The organism is Comamonas sp. AG1104, assembly GCF_003350425.1.
Lineage (GTDB): Bacteria > Pseudomonadota > Gammaproteobacteria > Burkholderiales > Burkholderiaceae_C > Comamonas > Comamonas testosteroni.
Genome location: NZ_QQAS01000001.1, coordinates 55,524 through 79,511, shown reverse-complemented (window position 1 = coordinate 79,511; position 23,988 = coordinate 55,524). Strand labels below are relative to the sequence as shown.

Sequence of the window (23,988 nt, the reverse complement as noted above, 5' to 3'; positions counted from 1 at the left end):
CTGCAAGTAAAGGTTAGAGACCCTTTACTAGTTTGGATCAGCCCTTGTAGTTGGCGATACCGTCCACGATTTCCTTGTGTGCTGCGTCCACACCCTTCCAACCCAGAACCTTGACCCACTTGCCCTTTTCCAGATCCTTGTAGTGCTCGAAGAAGTGGGCGATCTGCTGCAGGGTCAGCTCATGGATGTCGCTGAGGTGGTTGATCTTGTCGTAGGAAGGCAGCAGCTTCTGTGTGGGCACTGCCAGCACCTTGCCGTCGACGCCGGACTCGTCTTCCATCTCCAGAATGCCGATGGCACGGCAGGGCACCACCACGCCGCTGGGCAGGGGGAAGGGAGTCATCACCAGCACGTCCACGGGGTCACCGTCGCCAGACAGGGTCTTGGGCACGTAGCCGTAGTTCACGGGGTAGTGCATGGCAGTGCCCAGGAAACGATCCACGAACAGGCAGCCGGACTCCTTGTCCACTTCGTACTTCACGGGAGCCGAGTTGGCCGAGATTTCGATGACGACGTTGAAGACTTCAGGCGTCTTGGAGCCGGGGGTCACATTGTTCAGAGACATGATGGTTGGGTGAAGTAATACAAAAAGCCCCGCAAGAGCCAACAAGGCATCAGCCCCCGAGGGTCAACCCGCGATTTTAGGCGCATGACCCTAACGCAGGCATTACATGTTTGAAAGATGCACGCGTAGTTGTGTATTACCGCCAGGCGCCGCTAGCCACAATACCCATAAAAACTCACTCAAACCAATATACATACAGCGGACTTAGCTCTCAGAACCAGAGCATATCAGGCGTTCACCGGGTGCCGGCGACGCACGGGGCCGCTGCGCTGCTCCATCGCCGCCTGCACTTCCTTGCGCAGCCCGAGCGCAAAGCCCAGCTCGGCCGCCACAAACAGCGGGCCTATCAGCAGGCCCATCACATCGTCAAAAAAGGCGGGCTTGCGTCCTTCCCAGTAGTGACCGATGAACTGGATCACCCAGCCCAGCGCAAACAAACCCAGCCCCCAGGCCAGCCAGTTGCCCATGGGCTGCGCGGCGATGGGAGTGGCCAGCGCCAGCATGGCGGCCAGCAGCACGCTCATGAACAAGCCATAGCGCCCGTCCAGTCGCCAGTAATACACCGCGGCAGCAACCGCTGCCAGCAGGGCCAGCGAGATCGGTACACCGCCAAGCGTTCCCCATTGCAGCCTGGCCAGCAAAATCACCACTGCCTGCATGATCATGGGTACGCCTATGTAGTGCGTGACGATATTGCGCGGGTCGCGGTGGTAGTCGGCGTAGTTGGACAGTTGATCGATTAGGGTTTTCATCGCTGTATCTCCTGGTCGCTTGTCAGAGCATGGTGACGCAGCATCAACCTTGCCGTCTGTCATGCCACCGACACAAGCGCTAAACCCCTCACCCAGGCCTGCATTGGCCTCAGTGCCCACTGCACGCCAGCGCGGCAGCTTCGAGCATGTCAACTCCAATGACCTCTGGGCCATTGTGCAGGCCGGACGCTGGTTCCGCTCCCTGCCGCCGGAGTTGACCGCCCAGATGCAGCAACTGGCCCAGCCAAGGCTGCTGACCGCTGGCGAATGGCTTTTTCGCCGCGGCGATGCCCCCTGCGGCCTGTATGCGGTGGCCAGGGGCTCACTCAGCATCTCCGGCACGGCAGCACTTCAGGAAAACACCCGCACAGCCTTGCTGACCCTGATCGAGCCGCCGAGCTGGCTGGGCGAGATCGCCCTCTTCGATGGCGAGCCCCGTACCCACGATGCCTGCGCCAACACCGCCTGCGCCCTGCTGCATATCCCGATACCGCCGCTGCGCGAGTGGCTGGATGCCAACCCGCATTGCTGGCGCCACATGGCCTTGCTGCTGACGCACAAGCTGCGCTCCAGCCTGATTGCGCTGGAGGAGCAGACCGTGCTGCCTGCACCGCAGCGCGTGATGTGCCGCCTGGTGCAGATGGCCATGGGCCACGAGCAATGGGCCGATCGCATGCGCACTCACCGCGAACTGGCAGTCTCGCAGGAGCAGATCGCACGCATGCTGGGCCTGTCACGCCAGACCACCAACCAGATCCTGCAGGAGCTGCAGCAGGCCGGCTGGTTGCAACTGCGGCGCGGCAAACTGGAAGTTCTCGACCTGGCCGCACTCAAGGCTGCAGCGCTCACCGGGCAGATACCCACGAGCAGCTAGGCGCTTGCCGCCGGGACGAGGGGCTCGCCCCTGCCGCCCCGCTGTCCGCTTGGTACTGGACAAGCCTGCTATCTCTTTGATAATGAAATCGGGTCTGACGCAGCAGACCCGGTTCAAGAATCAGCGCGGGCGACCCAGCCAGGTTCCGACATGCCGTCGTCGTCGCCCGCCATAACAACGGATACCCCATGCCCCTGCCTCCCAGCGCCAGCCGCACGCCAGTCCCCATCAATATGCGCGACGTCAAATACCGGGGCTATGCCCGTGATGACGGCATGTGGGATGTGGAAGCCGAGCTGATCGACCAGAAAACCTATGACATCGAGCTGCACGGCCGCCGCAAAGTGCCGGCAGGCAAGCCGATTCACCATATGTGGATCCGCCTGACCATCGATGCCGACATGGTGGTGCACGGCATAGAGGCTGCCATGGACGACCACCCTCTGGGCCACTGCCCCCAGGCCACAAAGTCCATGCAGAAGATGGTGGGCTGCTGCATAGCCCGCGGCTGGCGCCGTGCCATTGCCGACAATCTGGGCGGGGTGGTGGGCTGCACGCATCTGCGCGAGCTGCTGTTCAATATGGCAACGCCCGCTTTTCACACCGTGCTCAACCAGTTCGGCCCCAATGGCTCGGGCCTGCCGCCTCGACACCTGGGCCAATGCCTGGGCTGGGACTTCAACGGCCCCGGCGTGGCCGAGTTCTACCCCGAGTTCAAAAACTGGCAGCCGCTGACCCAGCAGCAACCAAGGGAAACCACTACACAAGCCTGATCCACAATACCGACAAGCGCTACCAGCTATCAATTTTGATAGCCTACAACAAGCCCGCAGCCGGCCCGGACTTCGCGCTTGCGGCACAATCGAGCCCATGGCAGAACGTGTGATCCCCTTGGTCGATGAGCGTACGGCAACCCGCAGCGCAATCGTCCCCAGCCCCCTGCAGGCCCCTACCGGGCTGCTGCAGGATCAATGGGGGCGGCCTTTGCGCGACCTGCGCATCAGCGTCACCGACCGCTGCAACTTCCGCTGCAACTACTGCATGCCCAAGGAAGTTTTTGACAAGAACTACCAATATCTGCCCCACAGCTCGCTGTTGAGCTTCGAGGAAATTACGCGCCTGGCCAGATTGTTTGTCGCCCATGGCGTGCGCAAGCTGCGCCTGACCGGCGGCGAGCCGCTGCTGCGCAAGAACATCGAAGCCCTGATCGCCCAGCTGGCCGAGCTGCGTACGCCCGATGGCCAGCCGCTGGACCTGACACTGACCACCAACGCCTCGCTGCTGGCACGCAAGGCCCGCGCTCTGAAGGACGCCGGCCTGAATCGCGTGACCGTCAGCCTCGACGGACTGGACGACGCCGTGTTCCGGCGCATGAACGATGTGGACTTTCCCGTGACCGATGTGCTGGCCGGCATCGAGGCTGCGCAGGCCGTGGGCCTGTCGCACATCAAGGTCAACATGGTGGTCAAGCGCGGCACCAATGACGACCAGATCCTGCCCATGGCCCGCTACTTCCGCGGCACGGGAATCACGCTGCGCTTCATCGAATACATGGACGTGGGCGCCACCAACGGCTGGCGCATGGACGAGGTGCTTCCCTCGGACGAGGTCATAGCGCGTCTGCGCGCCGAGCTGCCGCTGATCCCGCTGGCGCCCAGTGCCCCGGGCGAGACCGCCGTGCGCTGGGGCTATGCCGATGCCAGCGGTCAATATGATCCGCAACTGGGCGAGGTGGGCGTCATCAGCAGTGTGACCCATGCTTTCTGCGGCGACTGCAACCGCGCACGCCTGTCCACCGAGGGCCAGCTCTATCTGTGCCTGTTCGCCAGCCAGGGCTGGGACTTGCGAAGCCTGCTGCGCAGCGGCGCCAGCGATGCCGAGATTGCCGGCGCCATCGCCCCCATCTGGCAGCAGCGCGACGATCGCTACTCGCAGCTGCGCAGCGAAATGCCCCCCGATGTGGCGCCAGTGCGGCAAGGTCGACGCATCGAGATGAGCTATATCGGTGGCTGACTCACACATCACTCCTGAGCAGATCACCGGCTGCGTGCTGGCCGGGGGACGCGGCGCGCGCATGGGCGGCGTGGACAAGGGCCTGCAGCGTTTTCAAGGCTTGCCGCTGGCACTGCATGCATTGCAGCGCCTTGCGCCCCAGGTCGGCCCCCTGCTCATCAATGCCAATCGCAATGCAGCGGCCTATGCCGAGCTGGGCCAGTCACTGGCTGCCGAGGTCTGCGCCGACAGCCTTCCCGACTACCCCGGCCCGTTGGCGGGATTCATGGCCGGCCTCGCGCATTGCCGCACGCCATGGCTGCTTTGCGTGCCCTGCGATACACCGCTGCTGCCCCTCGATCTGGCGGCGCAAATGCTGGCCTCGCGCGGCGATGCCGATATCGTCATCGCTCACGGCTGGGATACCGAGCATTCCAAGCCGGGGCAATCGCCGCAACTGCGCGCCCAGCCCGTGTTCTGCCTGCTGCGGGCAGGGCTCGCCTCCAGCCTTGAGCGCTTCATCACCAGCGGCGGCCGCAAGATAGACGCCTGGACCGGCCAGCATCGCTGCGCCCAGGCCCTATTTGATCGCCCCGGGGACGAGCAGGCCTTCAGCAACGCCAACACGCTGGCCCAGTTGCTTGATCTGGAGCAAATCGCCCCCGAACGCCAATCCTGAGTCACCGGCACCACCAGCCAAAAGCGTAAAGTGCCACGCAGCCCCATGGCCACATCCGTCATGAGGTATTTTTTATTTTTTGCTGTTATGACTGCGACTTTTCAACCTGCCGCCTCCACCAGCGCCCAGACGCTGACCACTGACCAGGTGCTGCAACAGCTGCAAGCCTTGCTGCAGCCGCTGGGTGCGGTCGCCGAGGTGGAAGCCGTCGCCCTGCCCGATGCTCTGGATCGTGTGCTGGCAGCCGATGTGATCTGCCCAGTCAACGTCCCCCCCCATGACAACAGCGCCATGGACGGCTATGCCTTTGCCGGCAGTGAGCTGGAGCAGGCGCAGCCTGACCGGCCACTGATGCTTCGTGTGGTGGGAACGGCGCTGGCAGGAGGGCCCTGGCAAGGCCGGCTTGGCGCGGGCCAATGCGTGAAGATCATGACGGGTGCGGTCATGCCTGTGGGTGCGGACACGGTAGTCGCCCACGAGCAGGCCAGCGCTGACCAGGAATGCATTCAGTTTGACGGCCATGCCCTGCGTGCGGGCGCCAATCGTCGTCTGCGCGGCGAAGACCTGGAGCAAGGCTCTGTGGCGCTGCAGGCCGGCCAGCGTCTCACACCAGCCGCTCTTGGCCTGCTGGCCAGTCTGGGACTGGGCCAGGTCAACGTGCGGCGCAGGCTCAGCGTGGCTTACTTCTCCACCGGCGACGAGCTGCTGAGCCCAGGCGCCGAGCCGCGCGAAGGAGCCATCTACGACAGCAACCGCTTCAGCCTGCAAGCGCTGTTGCGCCGACTGGGTGCCCATGTGCTGGATCTGGGAGCCGTGCCCGATGAGCCGGCCGCGCTGGAAGAGCGCCTGCGCGAAGCAGCCACCCTGGCCGATGTGGTGCTGACCAGTGGCGGCATCAGCGCCGGCGAGGCCGACCACACCCGCGCGATGTTGCAACGCCTGGGCACCGTGCAGTTCTGGCTAGTAGCCATGCGTCCCGGTCGGCCACTGGCGGTGGGCCTGCTCGCTCCCGCTGGCGGGATCTCCTTGACCAAATCGGCAGGTATCCCCATCAAGACAAGCGCAAACAGCTCCCAAAATCTGAGCAATCCGCCACCCACTCAGCGCCCTGCGGTGCTGCTGGGACTGCCAGGCAACCCGGTGGCCGCCATGGTGAGCTTTCTGATGTTCGTGCGCCCGGCCCTGGCCATGCTGGCAGGCGAACGCGGCGCCCCCGTGCCATTGCTGCAGGCGATCAGCAGCGAGCGCCTGCGCAAACGCCCGGGTCGTACCGAATATCTGCGCGGCGTACTCGAACTCAATGAGAAGGGCCAGGCCGCCGTGCGCACCACGGGCCCGCAAGGCTCGGGCGTGCTCAGCTCCATGGTCGCAGCCGACTGCATCATCGTGCTCGACGATGCGCGCGGCGATGTCCTGCCCGGAGAATCCGTCAACGTCCTGCTGCTGCAAGGCCTGATCTGAAGACAGACTTGCCGTCTGCGCTTAGACCCTCGATCCATTCTGGAAAATATTTCATGCCATACCAAGCCACCCACTGGGCCACAGAACCCACAAGGCAGGCCATCGATGCGCTCAAGGGCGCGAATTTGCTGGAATTCGGCACGCCCTGGTGCGGCTACTGCCAGCGCGCCCAGCCGCTGTTGCAGGCTGCGCTGGAAGCCCAGCCGGAAGTGGCGCACATCAAGGTGGAAGACGGTCCCGGCCGGCCGCTGGGACGCAGCTATCGCGTCAAGCTCTGGCCCACGCTGATTTTTCTGCGTGACGGCAAGGAAGTGGCGCGCATCGTGCGCCCCGAATCCGAGCAGCAGATCCAAGAAGCGCTGGCCCAGATCACGAGCTGAGCCAGCGCAACGGGTCCGGCTCCTGGCTCAGCCGTTCTTGAGCGCCAGCTCCACGCCCTTGTTGGCAAGCGCATCGGCGCGCTCGTTGCCGGGGTCTCCGGCATGACCCTTGACCCAGCGCCAGTCGATACGGTGGCCGCTGCCCTGCACCAGCGCGTCCAGCTGCTTCCAGAGTTCGACATTCTTGACGGGTTCTTTGGAAGCGGTAACCCAGCCTTTGGCCTTCCAACCCTGGATCCACTCGGTAATGCCTTTGCGCACGTACTGACTGTCCAGATACAACACCACATCGCAGGGACGCTTGAGCGCAGACAGCGCCTCGATCACGGCCTTGAGTTCCATGCGGTTATTGGTGGTTCCCAGTTCACCACCGAAGAGCTCCTTCTGTGCCGATCCGGCCTGCAGCAATGCTCCCCAGCCGCCAGGGCCGGGATTGCCCTTGCAGGCACCGTCGGTATAGATCACAACTTGATTCAATTTTCTTCCTTGTTACGCCAGGACATGTCCGGCGGCTGTCTCTGGGTCACGGGCGCTTTCATGCCAGCTGGCACGCTGTTCTTGCGCCAGCTCGGGCTCATCAGCCGCATGCCCTGCACGCGCTTGACGGCCACCACGCAATAGACGCCCCCCATCACCGGCCAGCAGCGGTGGCCCAAGCCTTCCATGAACTGCCAGCGGCTCAGCCACTTTTCACTTTGAGTAGCAGGACGATAACAGCCAAATTGCACTGCTTCGATCTCGAAGCTCAGCAATCGCAGCCAATCGCGCAAGCGCCAGTAGCCCACGCCCAGGCTCAGGTCCGGCAAATAACCCGCACTGCGCTCCACACGGCGCTGCAAGCCCAGCAGACTGGAGGGGTTCAGCCCGCTGATCACCAACCGACCTTCGGGCACCAGCACACGCGCAGCCTCGCGCAGCGCGGCATGCGGGTCGTTGGAGGCCTCCAGCGTATGCGGCATCAGCAGCAGGTCGAGGCTGGCCTCGGCAAAAGGCAGGGCTTCCGGGGCGGTTCTGAGCGCCGGCATCAACGGGGCAAAATTCTGTACTTCATCAACGGTCGGCTGCTGCTGCGACACTGCAGCCGCCTTCGCTTGCGCTACAGTGCCTGCTTTTGCATCCGAAACGGGATCCAGGCCCTCCAGCGCCAGCCAGCGATGAGGCATGCGGTTGCCGCGCAGGCCTTGCAACTGCGGCAAGCCCAGCTGCAAGGCATGGTAGCCAAAGATATCGGCCACCGCCTCGTCAAAGCGCTGCTGCTCCCATTCCAGGAGATAGTGCCCGAGGGCTGAATCCGTCCAGTGATGCATCTCTATAATTTTGCAGTTCATGAACCTGTTGCCCATTCCCGCTTTCTCCGACAACTACATCTGGATGCTCCACGATGCAGAACATGCCGTGGTCGTCGATCCGGGTCAGGCCGAGCCTGTGCTGAGCACATTGGCACAGCGGGGTCTGAAACTGCAGGGCATTTTAGTCACCCACCATCATGCCGACCATGTGGCCGGCGTCGAGGCCATTCGTGAGGCCACTGGCGCCCCTGTCTGGGGCCCCGCCTACGAGTCCCTGCCCGAGCCCGTCACACGCGTGCAGGGCGGCGACAGCGTGGAGCTGCTCGGCGGCCCCTGGCGGGTCATCGATGTGCCTGGGCACACCAGCGGTCATATCGCCTTCTTCAGTACCCAGGCGCAAGACCAGCCCCTGCTGTTCTGCGGCGACACGCTGTTCTCGGGCGGCTGCGGTCGCCTTTTCGAAGGCACGGCAGCGCAGATGCAGGCTTCGCTGGACGCACTGGCCGCCCTGCCAGCCAACACGCTGGTGTGCTGCGCACATGAGTACACAATTTCCAACCTGCGATTTGCGCAGGCCGTGGAACCAAACAATCCGGAACTGGCTCAGTATCTGGAACATTGCCAGCTACTGCGCAAGAGCGGGCGGCCCACGCTGCCCTCCACATTGCAGACCGAGCTGGCCATCAACCCGTTCATGCGAAGCCGCGCTGCCGATGTGATCGCAGCCGCCGTGCACCATGATCCTCAAACCAGGCCTGAGGAGCCCGCCAGCGTGCTGGCTACCCTGCGCCAATGGAAAAACGTTTTCTGATGAAGCTGCTATCCACCCTGCTGCTGACAAGCGCACTGATATTGACCGGCTGCGCTACCACCAGCAGCGTCGACCCCATGTATCCGAACGGCCCTCTCAAACCCCTGGGCCAGGGCAAAGTCGGCAGCTCCGAAGTCGCTGAACTGGAAGCCACGGGCGATCTCTGGGTTCGCATCCGCAAGGGCTTTGCCATGCCCAATCTTGAGCAGGACCTGGTCCAGAACCAGGAGCAGTGGTATGCCACGCGCCCCGACTACATCCAGCGCATGACGGAGCGATCGAGCAAATACCTGTTCCACATCGTCGAGGAACTGGAGCGCCGCAATATGCCGACAGAGCTGGCGCTGTTGCCCTTCATCGAGAGCGCCTTCAACCCTCAGGCCGTATCCAGCGCCAAGGCGGCCGGCATGTGGCAGTTCATGCCGGCCACGGGCACCTATTTCGACCTCAAGCAGAATGTCTTCCGCGATGATCGCCGCGATGTGCTGGCCTCGACCCGTGCCGCGCTCGACTATCTGCAAAAGCTCTACAACATGTTCGGCGACTGGCATCTGGCCCTGGCCGCCTATAACTGGGGAGAGGGCAGCGTCGGCCGCGCCATCAAGCGCAACGAAAAGCTGGGCCAGCCCGCTGGCTACCTCGACCTGCAGATGCCGGCCGAAACCCGCAACTACGTGCCCAAGCTGCAAGCCGTCAAGAACATCGTGGCCGAACCCGAGAAGTTCAACACCGAGCTTCCCATCATCGAAAACCACCCCTATTTCCAGGCCGTGGATCTGCCGCACGACATTGACGTGGAGCTGGTGGCCAAGCTGGCCGATGTCAGCGTCAAGGACTTCAAGGCACTCAACCCCAGCTTTCACAAGCCGGTGATCTTTGCGCGCGCCACGCCGCAGGTGCTGCTGCCCTGGGACAACGCCAAGGTTTTCCGCCGCAATTTGCAGGCCTATAGCGAAGGCCAGTTCGCCAGCTGGACAGTGTGGACCGTGCCAACCACCATCACCGTGGCCGAAGCCGCCCAGCGTGCAGGCCTGGGCGAAGCCGATCTGCGCGCCATCAACAACATCCCGCCGCGCATGTTGATCAAGGCAGGATCGGCTCTGATGGTGCCGCGCGATGCCAATGTCAAGACTGATGTGCCCGGCCATGTGGCCGACAACGGTCAGATCTCCTTCGCACCTGAAGTCGTGACCGTGCGCACCACGGTCAAGGCGCGCAAGCGCGATACGCTGGTCAGCGTGGCCAGCCGCTATGGCATCAGCGTCTCCAACCTCGCGGACTGGAACGACCTCAAGTCCACGGCATCCTTGCGCCCCGGCCAGTCGCTGATTGCCTACCTGCCCAGCCGCGCAGCCCGCAGCGCACGCGCCGAGGCCAACGACAGCCCACGCGAGTCAGCCCGCAACACCCGTGGCGGCAGCAAGGTGGCAGCCGCCACCAGCAAGAGCGCCAAGACCAGCAGCGCCCCCGCGCCCCGCGGCGGCAAGAGCGAACCCAAGGCACGCGGCGGCACACCAGCCAAGAAGCGTAAATAAGCTTCACCGCCCGCAAAAAAGCCCGCTGTTTTCAAAACCAGCGGGCTTTTTTCTCTGTTCATTCAAAGAAATCAATAGCAGCATGCGCTTTATAAAAAGGCGCCGACAGCCAATTCAAGCCATATTTTCAGCGCCTGTCCACCAGTGCGTGGGCAATCGTGCCCAGATCCACATATTCGAGTTCGCTGCCTATCGGCACGCCACGTGCCAGCCGCGTGACCAGAATGCCGCGCGACTTGAGCGCCTCGCTGACTGCGTGGGCCGTGGCCTCACCCTCGGCCGTGAAGCTGGTGGCCAGAATCACCTCCTGCACCACGCCGTCACAGGCACGCTCCAGCAACTGCTTCATGCCGATTTCCTTGGGACCCACGCCATCGAGCGGCGACAGCCGCCCCATCAGCACATAGTAGTAGCCCTGGTAGGCCCCCGTGCGCTCCATGGCAGCCAGATCGGCCGGCGCCTCGACCACGCACAGACGCGCCCCATCGCGCCCGGCGTCATCACAGATGCTGCAGATAGCGCCTTCGGTAAACGTGTGGCAGCGCTCGCAGTGATGCACCGAGTTCACCGCAGAATCCAGCGCCCGCGCCAGCTGCAGCGCCCCGGCCTGATCACGCTGCAGCAAATGAAACGCCATGCGCTGCGCCGACTTGATGCCCACGCCCGGCAGCCGGCGCAAGGCCTCGATCAAGGCATCCAGAGATTGCACATCAGACACGGGCTTGTCCTTTCAGTCACCAGAAAAAAAGCGATCTGCCATTGCGCAGATCGCCATTCGTCCCCTGCACACCCCGTCCAGGGGCAGCAAGCAAAAGCCTCATCGCGGCATCGCAGCCATCCCTTGGCCGGGGAAGCGGCACTGCCGCTCAGGGGAAAATCCGTCAGAACGGGAACTTCATACCACCGGGCAGGCCGGGCATACCGGCGGTGATCTTGCCCATCTTCTCGTTAGAGGTCTCTTCGGCCTTGCGCACAGCCGCGTTGAAGGCAGCAGCCACCAGGTCTTCCAGCATGTCCTTGTCTTCGGCCAGCAGGCTGGGGTCGATGGTGATGCGCTTGACGTCATGCTTGCAGGTCATCACGACCTTGACCAGGCCGGCACCGGATTCGCCTTCGACTTCGATATTGCCCAGCTCTTCCTGAGCCTTCTTCAGGTTGTCCTGCATGGCCTGAGCTTGCTTCATCAAACCGGCGAGTTGTCCTTTGTTGAACATGAGAATTCCTTCTTTTGTTGAAACGCCTTATTCAGGCTGAATAGATATGGGCTTGATACTACCGGGCACGATTTTCGCGCCAAAGTCTCGCATCAAGGTTTGCACCTGCGGATTGCTTTTGACAATTTCCTCGGCCAGCAACTGGCTGGCTTGCCTTTCCAGGGCCAGCCGGCGGGCAGGACTGTCCGTCACCGGCCCTTGCTCAACCTGCAATTGTCGCGCATGACCGGCTGCTTCCAGCGCAGCACGCAGACGATCACGTGTGCCTGCCTGATTGAGCGAGCTGGACTCCACGCGCAATCGCCACAGATCGCCCTCACGACCCAGCAGCTGCGACTGAAGCGCCAGCTGTCGCGCAACGGCCACCACGGCTTCACTCTGCAGCAACTGCTGCACCACGCCAAACCACAGATCGCCCTCGGCTGTACGCTCCACAGGGGCTGCATCCTGGGCCGTGCTGACATAGCCGCCGCTTGCGCTCTGGGCCGCCGGCTCGTCAGACTCCATGGGCGGCATGGCATGCAGGGGCTGCCCGACATCCAGGTCGGCATCATCGCCCCAACGCCCATCGTCAGACCAGCCCTCATCGGGCATGCCTGCCCAAGCCGCCTCGCTGGCATCCTGCTCTTCGGGAGCATCAGCCATATCGACGGCCTCGGCGCTCTCAGACTCATCGTCGGCGGGCATTTGGCCTGCCTCTGCGACAGCTTCATGATTCGCCGAGGGCATGGTTTGCTGAACCGCAGCAGGCTCAGGCGTCACCGCAGGAACTGGCGACCGGGTCGACTCCGGGACGGCCTGCACCACCGGCTCTGCTATGGAATATGCAGCTGAATCCGAGCGATCGGCCACAGCTTGAATATGTTCTGGCTCGGCCATGCCGACCACTGACGCAGGCTCCTGCGCCGGTGCGCACTCCAGTGCAGGCTCCACAACAGGCTGCACGGACTGAACCTTGGCCGGTGGTGCCTCCATCGCCGCTGACGGTGAAGCCGAAGGCTGCTGAATCGGATTCGGAGCCTGGGCAACCGGGCGGCTAGGCCTCAGCGCTGGAGTTTTTTTTTCAGCCGTGCCGGCTTCGGCATTTTCCGGCTTGAAGGCCAGCAGCCGCAGCAGCGCCATGGTCAGCGCAGCGTACTCATCCGGGGCCAGCCCCAGTTCGGCACGGCCGTGCAGGCAGATGCTGTAGAGCAGTTGAGTCTCGTCGCGTGGCATCAGACTGGCCAGCCGGTCTACTTCCGCGGCCTCCGGGTCGCTGGCATCCAGCGGCATATCGGGCACGGCCTGCAACACGGCCATGCGCTGCAGTACGGCGCACATTTCTTCCAGAGTCGATGCTGCAGACAGACCGTTGTGGCGCAGCTCTTCGGAGACTTCAACCACCGTGCGCCCCTGACCCTGGGCCAGGGCATCAATCAGGCGGAACACATGGCTGCGATCCACGCTGCCCAGCATCTGGCGCACCGTCGCCTCCTGCAACTGACCGCTGCCAAAGGCAATCGCCTGGTCGGTCAGGCTCAGCGCATCACGCATGGAGCCACGCGCAGCACGCGACAGCAGGCGCAGCGCCTGCGGCTCTGCCGGCACGCTTTCCTTGTCCAGCACATGGGTCAGGTGCTCCAGAACCGTCTCGGGCGCCATCGGGCGCAGATTGAACTGCAGGCAGCGCGAGAGCACAGTAACCGGCACTTTCTGCGGATCGGTCGTGGCAAGCACGAACTTCAGATACTCCGGAGGCTCTTCCAGCGTCTTGAGCATGGCGTTGAACGCGGTGTTTGTCAGCATGTGCACCTCGTCGATCATGAAGACCTTGAAGCGCCCCTGCACCGGTTTGTACACCGCCTGCTCCAGCAGGCTCTGCACCTCATCCACACCGCGGTTGGATGCTGCATCCAGCTCGGTGTAGTCGGGGAAACGACCGCTATCGATTTCAGTGCATGCTGCGCAAACTCCGCAGGGGGTTGCGGTGATCCCACCGTTACCGTCCAGGCCCTGGCAATTCAGAGACTTGGCCAGAATGCGCGATACCGTGGTCTTGCCCACGCCACGTGTGCCCGTGAACAGATAGGCGTGATGCAGGCGCTGCTGGGTCAACGCATTGGTCAGAGCCTGAACCACGTGCTCCTGCCCCACCATTTCAGTGAAGGTACGGGGCCGGTATTTGCGAGCAAGCACTAAATAAGACATAGCCTCTGATTCTACGGGGCCGGGACATGCCAACAAGCCTGCTCCTGGAATCTCATTTCACAGCTCTCGAAGCTGTGTCGGTTTTGCATCTATAATCGAGCGTGACGGGCCTCCTCGCATGGGGAAGCAGCCAACCGGGTCAGGTGGGGAACCAAGCAGCCCTAACTGTGGATACAGTGCCGAGATCAGGCTCGTCACCTTTCGATGGAAACCTCTTTACAGACAAGAGGCTGTCTTCCGAGAAAGGCCATTTTTCACCATGAGAAACACCATGCTGTAGCACTTTACCCAGGAAAAGTGTTTCGCATTGACGCCCCATGCTTGGGTAGGCGGCACCGCTCAACGCCGAGCCTGACCCCGCCATTGCGTCGAGATCGCCTGCAGGCCACCAGCAGACAAAAGTGGCAACCAAGAAATCGGATGCAAAAAAGGCCGCAATGGCAATTGCGGCCTTTTTGTTTTTACCGGACTGACATGGCGCCGTGCAGCGGCGCCCTGGAAACTCAAACCGGAACGCCCACCAGATCATGCCCCTGCGTGCCCACGATGCGCACGCTGATCAGCTCGCCCACCTTGTAGGTCTTGCTGGCCTTTTCAGGCGGCTGGATGTGAACCACGCCGTCGATCTCGGGAGCATCGGCATAGGTTCGGCCCACACCTCCCTTTTTGCCCAGGCTGACCGCCTTGTCCACCAATACCTTCATGACCTGGCCCACCCGGCGCTGCAGACGCTTGGTGGAGACCTCCTCGGCCACCTCCATGAAGCGCGCACGACGTGCTTCGCGCACCTCTTCGGGCAGCATGCCGGGAAGTTCGTTAGCGGTGGCGCCTTCAACGGGGCTGTAGGCAAAGCAGCCGGCACGGTCGATCTCGGCTTCGCGGATAAAGTTAAGCAGATGCTCGAACTCTTCCTCGGTCTCGCCGGGGAAACCGGCAATGAAGGTGGACCGAATCACCAGCTCGGGGCAGATCTTGCGCCACTCGCGGATACGGTCCAGGTTCTTTTCGCCCGATGCGGGTCGCTTCATGCGCTTGAGTACATCAGGGTGGCTGTGCTGCAAGGGCACATCCAGGTAAGGCAGGATCTTGCCCTCGGCCATCAGGGGCAGGACCGCATCCACGGTTGGATAGGGGTAGACATAGTGCAAACGCACCCAGGCACCGTGCTGCTGCGCCAGCTTGCCTAGCTCGTCGGCCAGCTCCAGCATGCGGGTCTTGACGGGCTTGCCGTCCCAGAAGCCGGTACGGTACTTCACGTCCACACCATAGGCCGAGGTATCCTGGCTGATTACCAACAGCTCTTTCACGCCCCCTTCGAACAGCGCCTTGGCCTCCTTGAGCACATCGCCGATCGGACGCGAAACCAAATCGCCGCGCATGCTGGGGATGATGCAAAAGGTGCAGCGATGGTTGCAGCCTTCGGAAATCTTCAGATAGGCATAGTGCTTGGGCGTGAGCTTGATGCCAGCGTCGCCAAAGCTGCCAGGCACCAGGTCCACGAACGGGTCGTGCGGCTTGGGCAGATGAGTGTGCACCGCATCCATCACTTCCTGCGTCGCATGGGGTCCCGTGACTGCCAGCACGCTGGGATGCACCTCGGCCACCATGGTGGAGCCCCCCTCTTTGCCAGCCTTGGCACCCAGGCAACCGGTCACGATCACCTTGCCGTTGGCTGCCAGAGCTTCGCCAATGGTGTCCAGGCTTTCCTTGACGGCATCGTCGATGAAGCCGCAGGTGTTGACGATGACCAAATCCGCACCTTCAAAGGTCTTGGAAGTCTGGTAACCCTCGGCGCTGAGCTGCGTGAGAATCAGCTCGCTATCAGTCAAGGCCTTGGGGCAACCTAGAGAGACCATCCCAATTTTGGGAATGAAAGAGCCAGCCTTTTCTTTGTAATCCATTGATTTCATTTGATTTTTTAGGCCGCACAGCCTTCATTCGGGAGTCAAGCATTCTATTTCAAACGCTATAAACGCAAAGGCAACACTAATTTTCCCCCTTAAAGGTCAGATCAGCCATCTGCCAACCGAACATTGCCAGCACAAGCGCCTGCAAGTGATCCAGCACTCAGAATTCCGTCTACACCAGGCAAACGCCAGCAATCAGAGCGCCGAGCATTGCAGTTCAAACTATGCGCCCAACTAGACGCCATCTCGTTGCAGAGAAAAATTTTCGCTGTCAGCGAAAATAATTTGCACAAGAAAAGTGAATTGCTTATACTGACACTGGGTCAACAGAGATAACTGTCGTTAAATTTGGGATGTACCAACATCCTGTGGGGTCGAAAGACCCTGAGCATTCGTGCCACGCGCGCACCATGGAGCCACACCACGCAGCTCCACGATGTACGTCGGTGCGAGCCCATCCGGGACGACTCCCGGATGGGCTGTTGAGAGATTATGGGGATACCGCCGTTTGCTCTGCTCGGTTGCGGACGACAGCCACAGCAAATGCATATCGCATTTGTTGGTTGGTGCAGCCAAGGAGAACTGTCCATGCCTAAGGACATTCTGAATACCCACAAGCGGCGTGAGTTGAAGAAACAGCGTTCTCGCTGGATCCGCCCGGAGACTATCAAGACAGCATTTTTTGTGCTGCGCATTGTTGATCTCCTAATTCGGATCATTTGCAAGTTGCTGTAACTCTTCGGCTCCCCCCTTTTCAACAGGGAATGATCATGCTGCACAGAGCATTGCGGTTGTTGAGAACATATCACCAACTATCTCAAATCGAATTAGCAAAGCGTCTTGGAATTTCCAACTCCTACTTAAGTGAGCTGGAAAAAGGCGATGGAAAAGAGCCATCTCTGGAGCTACTAGCCAAGTACGCTGAAATTTTCAAGATGCCTATTTCGTCAATCTTGCTCTTTTCTGAGCAAATAGAGAGCGGCGGGAAGCCAGGCACGAAATTGCGCGTTGCAGCTGCCGATAAGATACTTCGACTGTTGGAATGGCTTGACGAGCGCAACAATGTCAAAGCCCCCGCGTAAACGGTATCCGATCAATCAATCCCCCCTGTTTCGCATCCGAGGCAAGGGACAGTTCAAGTCCATTACTGGGATCGATTGGGATACGGCACCCTCACTTTTACATCCTGCTCTCTATCGAGTTTGGGTGAATGAAAAAGGCAGGGAGATACAACAGCCACTCGGCCAGCTCGCAGATGTGCATCGACGAATTGGTAATTTTCTAGCACGAATCGAACTGCCAGACTACCTTTACTCCCAGCGTGGCCGCTCCTACGCGGACAACGCTCGACAACACGTGGGAGAAATTCCGTTAGTAAAGACAGATATTCACAAGTTCTATCCGAGCACCACATGGTCAATGGTGTTCAAGATGTTTGTAGAAGATTTTGAATGCGCAGAGGATGTCGCACAGCGGCTAACCGATCTTTGCTGCTATCGTCAAAAGCACTTGCCCACTGGCAGCGCTGTAAGTGGTCGCGTTGCATTCTTTGCAGCACGGCAGTTGTTCGACAGCATCTCGAAATTGGCAGTTGCTCAGGGATGCACTATGACCGCTTACGTTGACGACATCACTATTTCTGGTGATTCCGCCTCAAAGAGCTTGTTGGGTGAAGTTAGAAAGCTTGTTCACCAGCATGGTCTAAAGACAAAGCAGAAAAAGTCCAAAACCTATGCAGCCACGGCGGCCAAGCCTGTTACAGGAGCTGTAATTTCTGGCAATGAACTGCGCCTACCCAATGAGCGGCACAAGAAAATTCACGAGGTTCGGAAAGAACTAGCAGCAGCGTCTGACACTGAAAAGCCACGTCTTCAGCGAGTACTCCGTGGGCGCATGCAAGAAGCCAAGCAAATACTTTCCCCGTAGATGTCACCCGACATGCAGCCAGCCCAAGGGCTGTCGCACACAGCAGTTTGGAACCCAAGGCACAAGCCAGTCAGATGCCCGAACAACTTACGGTAAACATCTCTTATCGGTAGCAAAAAAGCGCCTCATGAGGCGCTTTTTCTTAGACTTTTATGACTAGCACGCAGATGGCGAGCGTCAACAATAGTATTGTTAGTTGCTTCATGTCTCCTCCTTTCCCATATATAGACTGGGACAGAAGCAAAACTGTGACAACCCTGCCTCATAGAATTCATCAGTGCTGATTATGGAGAAACTACGGTACCGCCGCCCTCAAACGCCGTTTGAAGAACTCACTCTGGGTCAACGTGTTCAATGGCTGCTGATTCGTCGAAAGCTCACTCAGACTGCGGCCGCAAAGCAGGTTGGCATTACACAGGCAGCTATCGCAAACATCATCAACGGGGCACGTAACCCCAGCGCGCAAGCTCTAATGAAGCTATCCCGTGGCTTAAGCACCTCACCCAGCTTCATCATGTACGGGACAGGATTTGCGCTTTCATCTGCTGAGCCCGAAGATGACCCACAAGCAGAGCTCTTGCAGATTCACAAAACACTCGATGAGACAAAGCAGGAGATGCTGATGGTCTTTGCTCGGATGCTGGCTGATAAACCGGTCCTCTCATCGCGAAAGAGAGAAGATCAGGCCCAACCGAAGACCACTACAAGATACATAGAGACTCCTTCGGTCAGCCCAACGAAACAAAGCCCACTTTGGGGATTGCGGTTTGCGTGGAGCTAACGGAGTCGATTGATTTCATTTGATTTTTCCAGCAGCGCAGCGTCTACGCGCCAAGCAGAAATTTTATTTCAACGGCCAGATCAGCAGACTCGACTCTGTTGTTCGAGCCAGCCACACGCACGATGAAAAACTGGTAAACGAAAAAGGCGCTACCGCTTCTATAGCTGTAGCGCCTGTATTCTGGCTGGCTCCACGAGATTCCATCTCGCGACCAACGGATTAAAAGACCGAGTCATCAACAAGCATTGACACGGCCCAAAACAGGTTAATCAGCTGATTTTACCAGCTGCGCCCCCAGGCTGCTCGCGCCCTCCAGGTCTCCCCTGGGCTAAGGTATGCCGACGGAAGCTTGCAACCACCTTCACCCTCTGGATAGCCAGAGGCATCCAATAGTTGCCCCTCAATGCTCGCTGCAGCGAGCCCAGTCAATATGAGCCGATAAATGAGCAGATAAAGGAGCGACTGCAAGGCATTGCTCACTAGAGAAAAGCCGTTGGCAGAGGATTTCCGACAAGCACTGAACAAGCCGACAACCCTGACGATTGTCGAGCATGCGTTGCATCAAGGCAGGCCGGCGCAAACACCCAATCCACTCCGCCTGGGCAGCGCCTACATCATCACCTCGCAGAGCAAGCACACCTGACATATCAGTTTTTCCGACAGAAGGCCAAGGCACACAAGCCAGGGCCGCGCCGAAATTTGCTGTAATCGCGCCATGGGATTGGCGTAAATTCGCTCAATGGCTCCCGACAAGGCCTATGACCGTGAGCCCGCCCTGTCACGACCGCTCGGAATTCATGGGCCAACAACTCCCACAACATATTCAAACGACTCCAAGCATCCATGCACCCTGAGCCAACAGCACTTTCAGCAAGAAAGATACATGCTTCCAAGCGCGCGGGAGTCACCTATGCGTATCGGTGAACTCGCCGCACTCACAGGCTGCACGCCCAAAGCGCTACGCCTGTATGAGGCGCACGGTTTGCTCGGCACCGTGGCACGCCGGGGCAACTACCGCAACTACGACCCGGAAGATGTGCAGCGCGTGCAGTGGATCCGCCAGGCGCTGTCGCTCGGTTTTCGTCTGGCTGCGCTACAGCCTCTACGCAGCATCGACACCCCCTCCGGCGCTGCTGCCGTCCAGGCGCTGCTCCAGACCCGGCGACGCGCCATTGCCGACGAATTGGCGCGACTCCAAGCTACCGACATCGCCCTGGCTGCATTGACCATGGAACTGAGCACATGCGACGGTGCAAAGACATGCCGTTCACCAGAGCCACTCTCCATTTGACGTTGTAGGGCTTGACTCTGTCCCCAAGGGCAAGGTGATGCTGACGGCTTACGAACTCAGGCCCCTCTATCACCATGTCCCGTCGCATCCTCATCATCCTCGGCCACCCCTCTTCCAACAGTCTATGCGCCGCCTTGGCGAGCACCTATGCCGATGCCGCACGCCACGCCGGGGCCGAGGTCCGGCTGCTGGAGCTGGGTGAAATGCAATTCGACCCCATCCTGCACCACGGATACGAGCATAGCCAGCCGCTGGAAACCGACCTGCGGAACGCTCAGGTCGACATTACCTGGGCGCAACACCTGGTGTGGGTCTATCCGATATGGTGGGGCGGACTGCCTGCGCTGCTCAAGGGCTTTCTGGATCGCATCTTCCTGCCAGGTTTCGCCTTCAAATACCGATCCAACTCTGCATTGTGGGACCGCCTGCTCGCCGGCCGCACTGCCGAGCTGCTTGTGACGATGGACTTCCCTCCTTGGTACTACCGCTGGGTACAGCGCCAACCGGGTCATCGGCAAATGAAGCAGAGCATCCTTGAGTTCAGCGGGATCCGGCCCGTGCGCGTGCACAGTTTCGGCCCGGTAGTCAAGTCCAGTGCAGCCAAGCGCGCCGCCTGGATAGAGCACGTGCGCATGCTGGGCACTCGTGCAGGCTTACGCTGACAGCGTCCGTCCTTAGTTCTCACCCACCGCTCTTTGCTGCGTCAGGAAGGATCGGCAAGTCACCTGACTTTCGTTGCGTGAAGCTCCACGCAACCAAGGAATACGGCCACAGACTGCTGCGGGGCGGATGCATCGACCGGTTGAATCGCCGCCCATTGCAGTCATTCATTGATGCTAAAAACCTGCCTCCCTCCAAAAGACACTCGTCGCAGTTTTCACAAACTGCGCCGCAGCCGCTTCCCATTGGCCGCGAATGCTGACTTTGCCACGCCAACGGTGTTGCAAAACAGCGTCTGTTTCAAGCGGTGTCACCACATCCAGCACCACTCTGTAGACCGGACGCTCCGGGTATAGGGTGCCTTGCATGCTTCGGACCTGAATCATGCCTCCAGCTGCCGCAGACAGCGCTGCCTCCGAGAGGGTACGACTCGCATCCTGATCAACGCTGCGCACTGTCAAATCCAGTACCGGCCCCACGCCAGCGTCAGCGATAAATATTGCGCTATCGCCGATGCTGATGCGTTGAACATCTTCCTCAGGCACATAGGCAAGAACCTCAAGCCGATCGCTGCCCACGACCCTTCCCAGCAATTCATTCCGTGCCAGCCAGTCTCCCGTTCGAAGATCCGGATCCACGTCGCGCAGCACTCCAGCGCCCGAGGCATTCAGACGGTAGCGACTGGCTTCGGTTTCCATCGCCTGCTGTTGGGTGGCCGCCTGTAGTTGACGCTCTTGCAGAACTTGCCAGTCTCTGCGCAGCTCCGAGTCGAAACCTGCTGCCGCTATTTGCTGCGAATATTGAGTCCTCTGCGCATCGTTTTGAGCCTGAGCCGCCTTGAGAGCCGGAGAGTCCAGCATAAAGACAGGGGCATCAACCTCGACCATGCGTGCGTCGCCAAACATTTGCTGCTGCAGCTGCGATGCATCAAGCGCATGCAAAGGCCATATCTCGCTGGATTGCAACATACCCTCGGTGCGGATTGGGGCAGGCAGGGGCAGCCAGCAAAGTGCAATAAGTGCAAAGACTCCGATGGCACTCCAACGTGCTCTTCGACTACGCACGATTTGAGGCCAGCGTGAAGACCACGCTGAAATCTCTGACCACACAGGCTTGGCAATGAACCACACAATCTCCACCAGAAACAGCAAGATGCCCAACGCCTTGATGAAGAAGTGATAGACCAAGGCCGCAATACCCAAGAAAAGGACCAGTCGATAGATCCAGGTAGCCCAGGCAAACAAAATCAGCCCGCGACGTTTGGCATCGGTAAAAGACTCCGGGGGAGATTCACCGAGCCTGAATAATTTCTCTCTGAGATCCCAGCGTGCCAGCGCAAAGGCGCGTGAGTGCAGATTAGGCATCTGTAGAAAGTCGGACAACAGAAAATACCCATCAAAACGCATGAACGGACTTGCATTGATGGCCAGCGTGCTGACCCATGTCGTGGTGGCCAGCAAAAAAGCCATGGACTTGGTGGCTCCTTCAGGCAACCAGACCCACGCCAGCAAGGCCCATGCGGCAATCATCAGCTCCGTTGCGATGCCAGCAACCGCGACCTTGAGGCGCTGGTCGCGCCGGGTCAATTTCCAGACCTCGTTGGTATCGGTGTATGCCACCGGCCAAAGCACCAGAAAGGCAACGCCCATGGTGGGAACGCGGCATCCAAATCGCTTGGCCATCAAGCCGTGCCCCAGTTCATGAAGCACCTTGACAAACCCTAGCGTCAAACCATAGGCCAGCAGTCCTTGCCAGGTCAGCGAATCAACCAAGGTGGCTGTGAACGTTCCCCAGGAGCGAGAAACACCCCAGACCCCAGCAAACAGAGCCAGCAAAGTGACCCAGCCAAACGTTCGGCTGAATAGAAACTCCAGCCGCGGCGCCCATCGTGTCAGCCAGCGATCGGGCCTGATCAGCGGAACCCGGAAAAAGAGGTAGCTATGAAGAAGCCATTGCATCCAGCTTGAGCGCCTGCCCTGCCACCTCTCAGCCAGCGCATCGGCGCTATTGGGAGGTGGCTCCAACAGATCATTTCGCTGTGCAAACTGCAAGAGCGCATTCACGTCTTCCTCATGGAGCGTCAATGTCGTTTGAGCACAGACATCTTGCACAATCGCGTCAGCGACGCCCAGATGCCAGCGCTTGAACACCTCAAAGCTGGCCCAGTCCAGCTGAAAGAAAAGGTTGCGCACGGGATCATGCAAGGTCCAGCTGGGCTGACCATCGGGCAGCACAGGACCGGCAAGCAAATCCAGTTCTTCACGCAAAGCAGGCCATGCGGTACTCATGGGACTTACCAGGCAATGAACTGGCGCAGGACGGCCCAGGGCTTGCGCAGAACCCAGTAGACCAAAGGCACCCAATCTCCTTGCAGCTTGGCGGTACCTTTGAGGCCGATACGGGCCTCCTCCTTGGCGAGCGACATGGACGCACGCACTCGATAGGCGTAGCTGCCATCTGGCCTGGCATTGGCGTCATACGCCATATACCGTAGCTTGCCCTCCAGCCCTGCCATGGGATTCGCTGCCAGATACAGCTTCACTGTGGATCCCTGGGCCAATGGAATGGCATCACCGATGGGAACCCAGGCCTCGATTTCCACCTCGTCGGGCCGGGCAATACGCATCACCCGCTCACCTGTCTGCACAGGCTTGCCTAGCCATTCGGTGGGAGAGTCAAACAAAACCATGCCATCTTCAGGCGCCAGCACCCGGCTGCGCTCACGCTGATCGCTCAGGTATTGCACCTCGGCGCGCTTCTCGCCTATACGCCCGACGAGCGCTGCCAGTTGCGCCTTGGAACGAACATCGCCCAAAGCCAGCTGGGCGGATTGTCGGTACTCGGCTTCAGCGGTCAGCAAAGCTTGCTGGGCAACCTCCAATCGGCTGCTGATCTGCGCCTCATCCAGTCCGAACAAGCGTTCACCTTTACGGACCACTTGATTGGGCTGGACATGAATTTGATCGATGACGCCATCCAAAGGTGCTCTCAACACCACAGGCTGCGCAGCAACGAGCTCACCAGGAGCAAGCACGCTCATGTGCACAGGCACGGCGCCAAGCACAAAAAGTCCGCCCAGAATCCAGGTGGTTTTTTTTTGCCACCAGCTTTTGGCGTTGACTCTCGATGCCGCAGGTTTTCGCCAGAATCTGGGCTGGCCTGTCTGCAGTGCAGAATAGGCATGAAACCAGATATGACCCCATTCGGCGAGAAGCGCAAAGCGCTGCTCTTCAATTGCCTGCGCCCCCGAAAGCAGCAGTCCGCCTTCAGGAACAGGCTTCTGGCCATCTTGCACCAGAGGCACCCATACCGCATAGGGCCCCAGCCATTCGCTCCACGAGCTTGCCAACTCGGGGGGAAGCTGAGCCGGTTCAATGCGCCGAACCTGAATGGGTTGTTGCGCCTGGAGAAACTGGCATACCCCATGCAGCCATTGGGCATAAGGCGTATTTCTATCGGTCTCGACCACGCCGGACAGGGCCGTTACCCCGCCGTCATCCAGCCACAGACATGCTTGACGGTAAGGTACGAGCAAACGGCTATCGTTGACCAGCAAAAAGCGCAGCTCGGCATTGCTGCGGGCAGCCCTGGCACGATGTCCCAGCTCAAGCAGCAGCATTGCCGGGTTCACGCTCTGAGGAGAAACGGCTGCGTTCATGGCACAAGCGCCTTATATGCTGTACT

Annotated in this window: 23 protein-coding genes and 1 other RNA gene; 14 read left to right on the top strand and 10 right to left on the bottom strand. The window is 60.2% G+C overall.

Going from position 1 to position 23,988, the window contains the following annotated elements; translation table 11 throughout:
- Positions 1–37 precede the first annotated feature (37 nt).
- Both ppa and DFO48_RS00360 read right to left on the bottom strand, forming a co-directional pair.
- Positions 38–565 carry an inorganic diphosphatase gene (ppa, locus tag DFO48_RS00365; protein ID WP_003080844.1) on the bottom strand — a complete coding sequence of 176 codons (528 nt, stop codon included), beginning with the start codon at positions 563–565 and terminating at the stop codon, positions 38–40.
- A gap of 227 nt (positions 566–792) precedes the next feature.
- A complete protein-coding gene (locus tag DFO48_RS00360; RefSeq protein ID WP_114862208.1) occupies positions 793–1,317 on the bottom strand; it encodes a DUF962 domain-containing protein in 525 nt (174 codons plus the stop codon).
- 61 nt (positions 1,318–1,378) lie between these two features.
- On the opposite strand from DFO48_RS00360, the gene DFO48_RS00355 reads away from it, so the two are divergent.
- The 6 genes from DFO48_RS00355 (at position 1,379) to DFO48_RS00330 (ending at position 6,703) form a co-directional block, all read left to right on the top strand.
- Positions 1,379–2,191: a Crp/Fnr family transcriptional regulator gene (locus DFO48_RS00355; protein WP_370449540.1), complete on the top strand. Its 813-nt coding sequence runs from the start codon at positions 1,379–1,381 to the stop codon at positions 2,189–2,191.
- Between the two features lie 188 nt (positions 2,192–2,379).
- Complete coding sequence (locus DFO48_RS00350; protein WP_114862207.1) at positions 2,380–2,964, top strand: DUF2889 domain-containing protein; 585 nt, start codon at positions 2,380–2,382, stop codon at positions 2,962–2,964.
- A 97-nt stretch (positions 2,965–3,061) separates the two neighbouring features.
- Positions 3,062–4,204: a GTP 3',8-cyclase MoaA gene (gene moaA / locus DFO48_RS00345; protein WP_114862206.1), complete on the top strand. Its 1,143-nt coding sequence runs from the start codon at positions 3,062–3,064 to the stop codon at positions 4,202–4,204.
- Positions 4,197–4,862 carry a molybdenum cofactor guanylyltransferase MobA gene (mobA, locus tag DFO48_RS00340; protein ID WP_114862205.1) on the top strand — a complete coding sequence of 222 codons (666 nt, stop codon included), beginning with the start codon at positions 4,197–4,199 and terminating at the stop codon, positions 4,860–4,862. The genes moaA and mobA overlap by 8 nt, the downstream gene beginning before the upstream one ends.
- 87 nt (positions 4,863–4,949) lie before the next feature.
- Positions 4,950–6,323, top strand: coding sequence for a molybdopterin molybdotransferase MoeA (locus tag DFO48_RS00335; protein ID WP_114862204.1), 1,374 nt, complete (start codon positions 4,950–4,952; stop codon positions 6,321–6,323).
- 53 nt (positions 6,324–6,376) lie between these two features.
- Positions 6,377–6,703, top strand: a complete 327-nt coding sequence (locus DFO48_RS00330) for a thioredoxin family protein (RefSeq protein ID WP_114862203.1) — start codon at positions 6,377–6,379, stop codon at positions 6,701–6,703.
- Positions 6,704–6,730: 27 nt separating this feature from the next.
- Here DFO48_RS00330 and rnhA read toward each other — a convergent pair whose 3' ends face one another.
- Both rnhA and DFO48_RS00320 read right to left on the bottom strand, forming a co-directional pair.
- On the bottom strand, positions 6,731–7,180 hold the full coding sequence (rnhA, locus tag DFO48_RS00325) for a ribonuclease HI (protein ID WP_003056672.1): 450 nt from the start codon (positions 7,178–7,180) through the stop codon (positions 6,731–6,733).
- Positions 7,177–8,010 carry a class I SAM-dependent methyltransferase gene (locus DFO48_RS00320; RefSeq protein ID WP_114862202.1) on the bottom strand — a complete coding sequence of 278 codons (834 nt, stop codon included), beginning with the start codon at positions 8,008–8,010 and terminating at the stop codon, positions 7,177–7,179. The genes rnhA and DFO48_RS00320 overlap by 4 nt, the downstream gene beginning before the upstream one ends.
- Positions 8,011–8,029: 19 nt before the next feature.
- Here DFO48_RS00320 and gloB point away from each other — a divergent pair, with 19 nt between their 5' ends.
- Together gloB and DFO48_RS00310 are read left to right on the top strand one after the other, a co-directional pair.
- Positions 8,030–8,803, top strand: coding sequence for a hydroxyacylglutathione hydrolase (gene gloB / locus DFO48_RS00315; protein ID WP_114862201.1), 774 nt, complete (start codon positions 8,030–8,032; stop codon positions 8,801–8,803).
- Positions 8,803–10,338, top strand: coding sequence for a transglycosylase SLT domain-containing protein (locus tag DFO48_RS00310; RefSeq protein WP_003080869.1), 1,536 nt, complete (start codon positions 8,803–8,805; stop codon positions 10,336–10,338). Before gloB ends, DFO48_RS00310 begins: the two co-directional genes overlap by 1 nt.
- Positions 10,339–10,465: 127 nt before the next feature.
- Here the strand turns inward: DFO48_RS00310 and recR are convergent, their stop codons facing one another.
- The 3 genes from recR to dnaX form a co-directional block, all read right to left on the bottom strand.
- Complete coding sequence (gene recR / locus DFO48_RS00305; protein ID WP_003066191.1) at positions 10,466–11,056, bottom strand: recombination mediator RecR; 591 nt, start codon at positions 11,054–11,056, stop codon at positions 10,466–10,468.
- Positions 11,057–11,219: 163 nt separating this feature from the next.
- Positions 11,220–11,552, bottom strand: coding sequence for a YbaB/EbfC family nucleoid-associated protein (locus DFO48_RS00300; RefSeq protein ID WP_003066189.1), 333 nt, complete (start codon positions 11,550–11,552; stop codon positions 11,220–11,222).
- 27 nt (positions 11,553–11,579) lie between these two features.
- Positions 11,580–13,739 carry a DNA polymerase III subunit gamma/tau gene (dnaX, locus tag DFO48_RS00295; protein WP_114862200.1) on the bottom strand — a complete coding sequence of 720 codons (2,160 nt, stop codon included), beginning with the start codon at positions 13,737–13,739 and terminating at the stop codon, positions 11,580–11,582.
- A gap of 103 nt (positions 13,740–13,842) precedes the next feature.
- Here dnaX and ffs point away from each other — a divergent pair.
- An RNA gene (gene ffs, locus DFO48_RS00290) (signal recognition particle sRNA small type) lies at positions 13,843–13,938 on the top strand.
- Between the two features lie 304 nt (positions 13,939–14,242).
- Here ffs and rimO read toward each other — a convergent pair.
- Entirely contained in the window at positions 14,243–15,640 is a 1,398-nt protein-coding gene (gene rimO / locus DFO48_RS00285) for a 30S ribosomal protein S12 methylthiotransferase RimO (RefSeq protein ID WP_114862199.1), read from the bottom strand.
- A gap of 776 nt (positions 15,641–16,416) precedes the next feature.
- Between rimO and DFO48_RS00275 the strand changes: the two genes are divergently transcribed.
- The 5 genes from DFO48_RS00275 (at position 16,417) to DFO48_RS00255 (ending at position 20,306) form a co-directional block, all read left to right on the top strand.
- Positions 16,417–16,728: a helix-turn-helix transcriptional regulator gene (locus DFO48_RS00275; protein ID WP_114862664.1), complete on the top strand. Its 312-nt coding sequence runs from the start codon at positions 16,417–16,419 to the stop codon at positions 16,726–16,728.
- Complete coding sequence (locus DFO48_RS00270; RefSeq protein WP_233506252.1) at positions 16,709–17,572, top strand: reverse transcriptase family protein; 864 nt, start codon at positions 16,709–16,711, stop codon at positions 17,570–17,572. The genes DFO48_RS00275 and DFO48_RS00270 overlap by 20 nt, the downstream gene beginning before the upstream one ends.
- A gap of 286 nt (positions 17,573–17,858) precedes the next feature.
- Entirely contained in the window at positions 17,859–18,353 is a 495-nt protein-coding gene (locus DFO48_RS00265) for a helix-turn-helix domain-containing protein (RefSeq protein ID WP_233506319.1), read from the top strand.
- Positions 18,354–19,263: 910 nt separating this feature from the next.
- Positions 19,264–19,644: a MerR family transcriptional regulator gene (locus DFO48_RS00260; RefSeq protein WP_114862196.1), complete on the top strand. Its 381-nt coding sequence runs from the start codon at positions 19,264–19,266 to the stop codon at positions 19,642–19,644.
- A 74-nt stretch (positions 19,645–19,718) separates the two neighbouring features.
- Entirely contained in the window at positions 19,719–20,306 is a 588-nt protein-coding gene (locus tag DFO48_RS00255) for an NAD(P)H-dependent oxidoreductase (RefSeq protein WP_114862195.1), read from the top strand.
- A gap of 174 nt (positions 20,307–20,480) precedes the next feature.
- On the opposite strand, the gene DFO48_RS00250 is transcribed toward DFO48_RS00255, so the two are convergent.
- Both DFO48_RS00250 and DFO48_RS00245 read right to left on the bottom strand, forming a co-directional pair.
- Positions 20,481–22,592, bottom strand: coding sequence for a site-2 protease family protein (locus DFO48_RS00250; protein ID WP_199406925.1), 2,112 nt, complete (start codon positions 22,590–22,592; stop codon positions 20,481–20,483).
- Positions 22,593–22,597: 5 nt separating this feature from the next.
- On the bottom strand, positions 22,598–23,962 hold the full coding sequence (locus tag DFO48_RS00245; protein ID WP_114862193.1) for an efflux RND transporter periplasmic adaptor subunit: 1,365 nt from the start codon (positions 23,960–23,962) through the stop codon (positions 22,598–22,600).
- Between the last annotated feature and the right edge of the window lie 26 nt (positions 23,963–23,988).

What these genes read in the sequence shown, in the direction of transcription:
- ppa (WP_003080844.1), bottom strand. Translation starts at nt 565, where the DNA reads ATGTCTCTGAACAATGTGACCCCCGGCTCCAAGACGCCTGAAGTCTTC.
- DFO48_RS00360 (WP_114862208.1), bottom strand. Translation starts at nt 1,317, where the DNA reads ATGAAAACCCTAATCGATCAACTGTCCAACTACGCCGACTACCACCGC.
- DFO48_RS00355 (WP_370449540.1), top strand. Translation starts at nt 1,379, where the DNA reads ATGCCACCGACACAAGCGCTAAACCCCTCACCCAGGCCTGCATTGGCC.
- DFO48_RS00350 (WP_114862207.1), top strand. Translation starts at nt 2,380, where the DNA reads ATGCCCCTGCCTCCCAGCGCCAGCCGCACGCCAGTCCCCATCAATATG.
- moaA (WP_114862206.1), top strand. Translation starts at nt 3,062, where the DNA reads ATGGCAGAACGTGTGATCCCCTTGGTCGATGAGCGTACGGCAACCCGC.
- DFO48_RS00335 (WP_114862204.1), top strand. Translation starts at nt 4,950, where the DNA reads ATGACTGCGACTTTTCAACCTGCCGCCTCCACCAGCGCCCAGACGCTG.
- DFO48_RS00330 (WP_114862203.1), top strand. Translation starts at nt 6,377, where the DNA reads ATGCCATACCAAGCCACCCACTGGGCCACAGAACCCACAAGGCAGGCC.
- DFO48_RS00320 (WP_114862202.1), bottom strand. Translation starts at nt 8,010, where the DNA reads ATGCATCACTGGACGGATTCAGCCCTCGGGCACTATCTCCTGGAATGG.
- gloB (WP_114862201.1), top strand. Translation starts at nt 8,030, where the DNA reads ATGAACCTGTTGCCCATTCCCGCTTTCTCCGACAACTACATCTGGATG.
- DFO48_RS00310 (WP_003080869.1), top strand. Translation starts at nt 8,803, where the DNA reads ATGAAGCTGCTATCCACCCTGCTGCTGACAAGCGCACTGATATTGACC.
- DFO48_RS00300 (WP_003066189.1), bottom strand. Translation starts at nt 11,552, where the DNA reads ATGTTCAACAAAGGACAACTCGCCGGTTTGATGAAGCAAGCTCAGGCC.
- dnaX (WP_114862200.1), bottom strand. Translation starts at nt 13,739, where the DNA reads ATGTCTTATTTAGTGCTTGCTCGCAAATACCGGCCCCGTACCTTCACT.
- rimO (WP_114862199.1), bottom strand. Translation starts at nt 15,640, where the DNA reads ATGGATTACAAAGAAAAGGCTGGCTCTTTCATTCCCAAAATTGGGATG.
- DFO48_RS00275 (WP_114862664.1), top strand. Translation starts at nt 16,417, where the DNA reads ATGCTGCACAGAGCATTGCGGTTGTTGAGAACATATCACCAACTATCT.
- DFO48_RS00270 (WP_233506252.1), top strand. Translation starts at nt 16,709, where the DNA reads ATGTCAAAGCCCCCGCGTAAACGGTATCCGATCAATCAATCCCCCCTG.
- DFO48_RS00265 (WP_233506319.1), top strand. Translation starts at nt 17,859, where the DNA reads ATGGAGAAACTACGGTACCGCCGCCCTCAAACGCCGTTTGAAGAACTC.
- DFO48_RS00260 (WP_114862196.1), top strand. Translation starts at nt 19,264, where the DNA reads ATGCGTATCGGTGAACTCGCCGCACTCACAGGCTGCACGCCCAAAGCG.
- DFO48_RS00255 (WP_114862195.1), top strand. Translation starts at nt 19,719, where the DNA reads ATGTCCCGTCGCATCCTCATCATCCTCGGCCACCCCTCTTCCAACAGT.
- DFO48_RS00250 (WP_199406925.1), bottom strand. Translation starts at nt 22,592, where the DNA reads ATGAGTACCGCATGGCCTGCTTTGCGTGAAGAACTGGATTTGCTTGCC.
- DFO48_RS00245 (WP_114862193.1), bottom strand. Translation starts at nt 23,962, where the DNA reads ATGAACGCAGCCGTTTCTCCTCAGAGCGTGAACCCGGCAATGCTGCTG.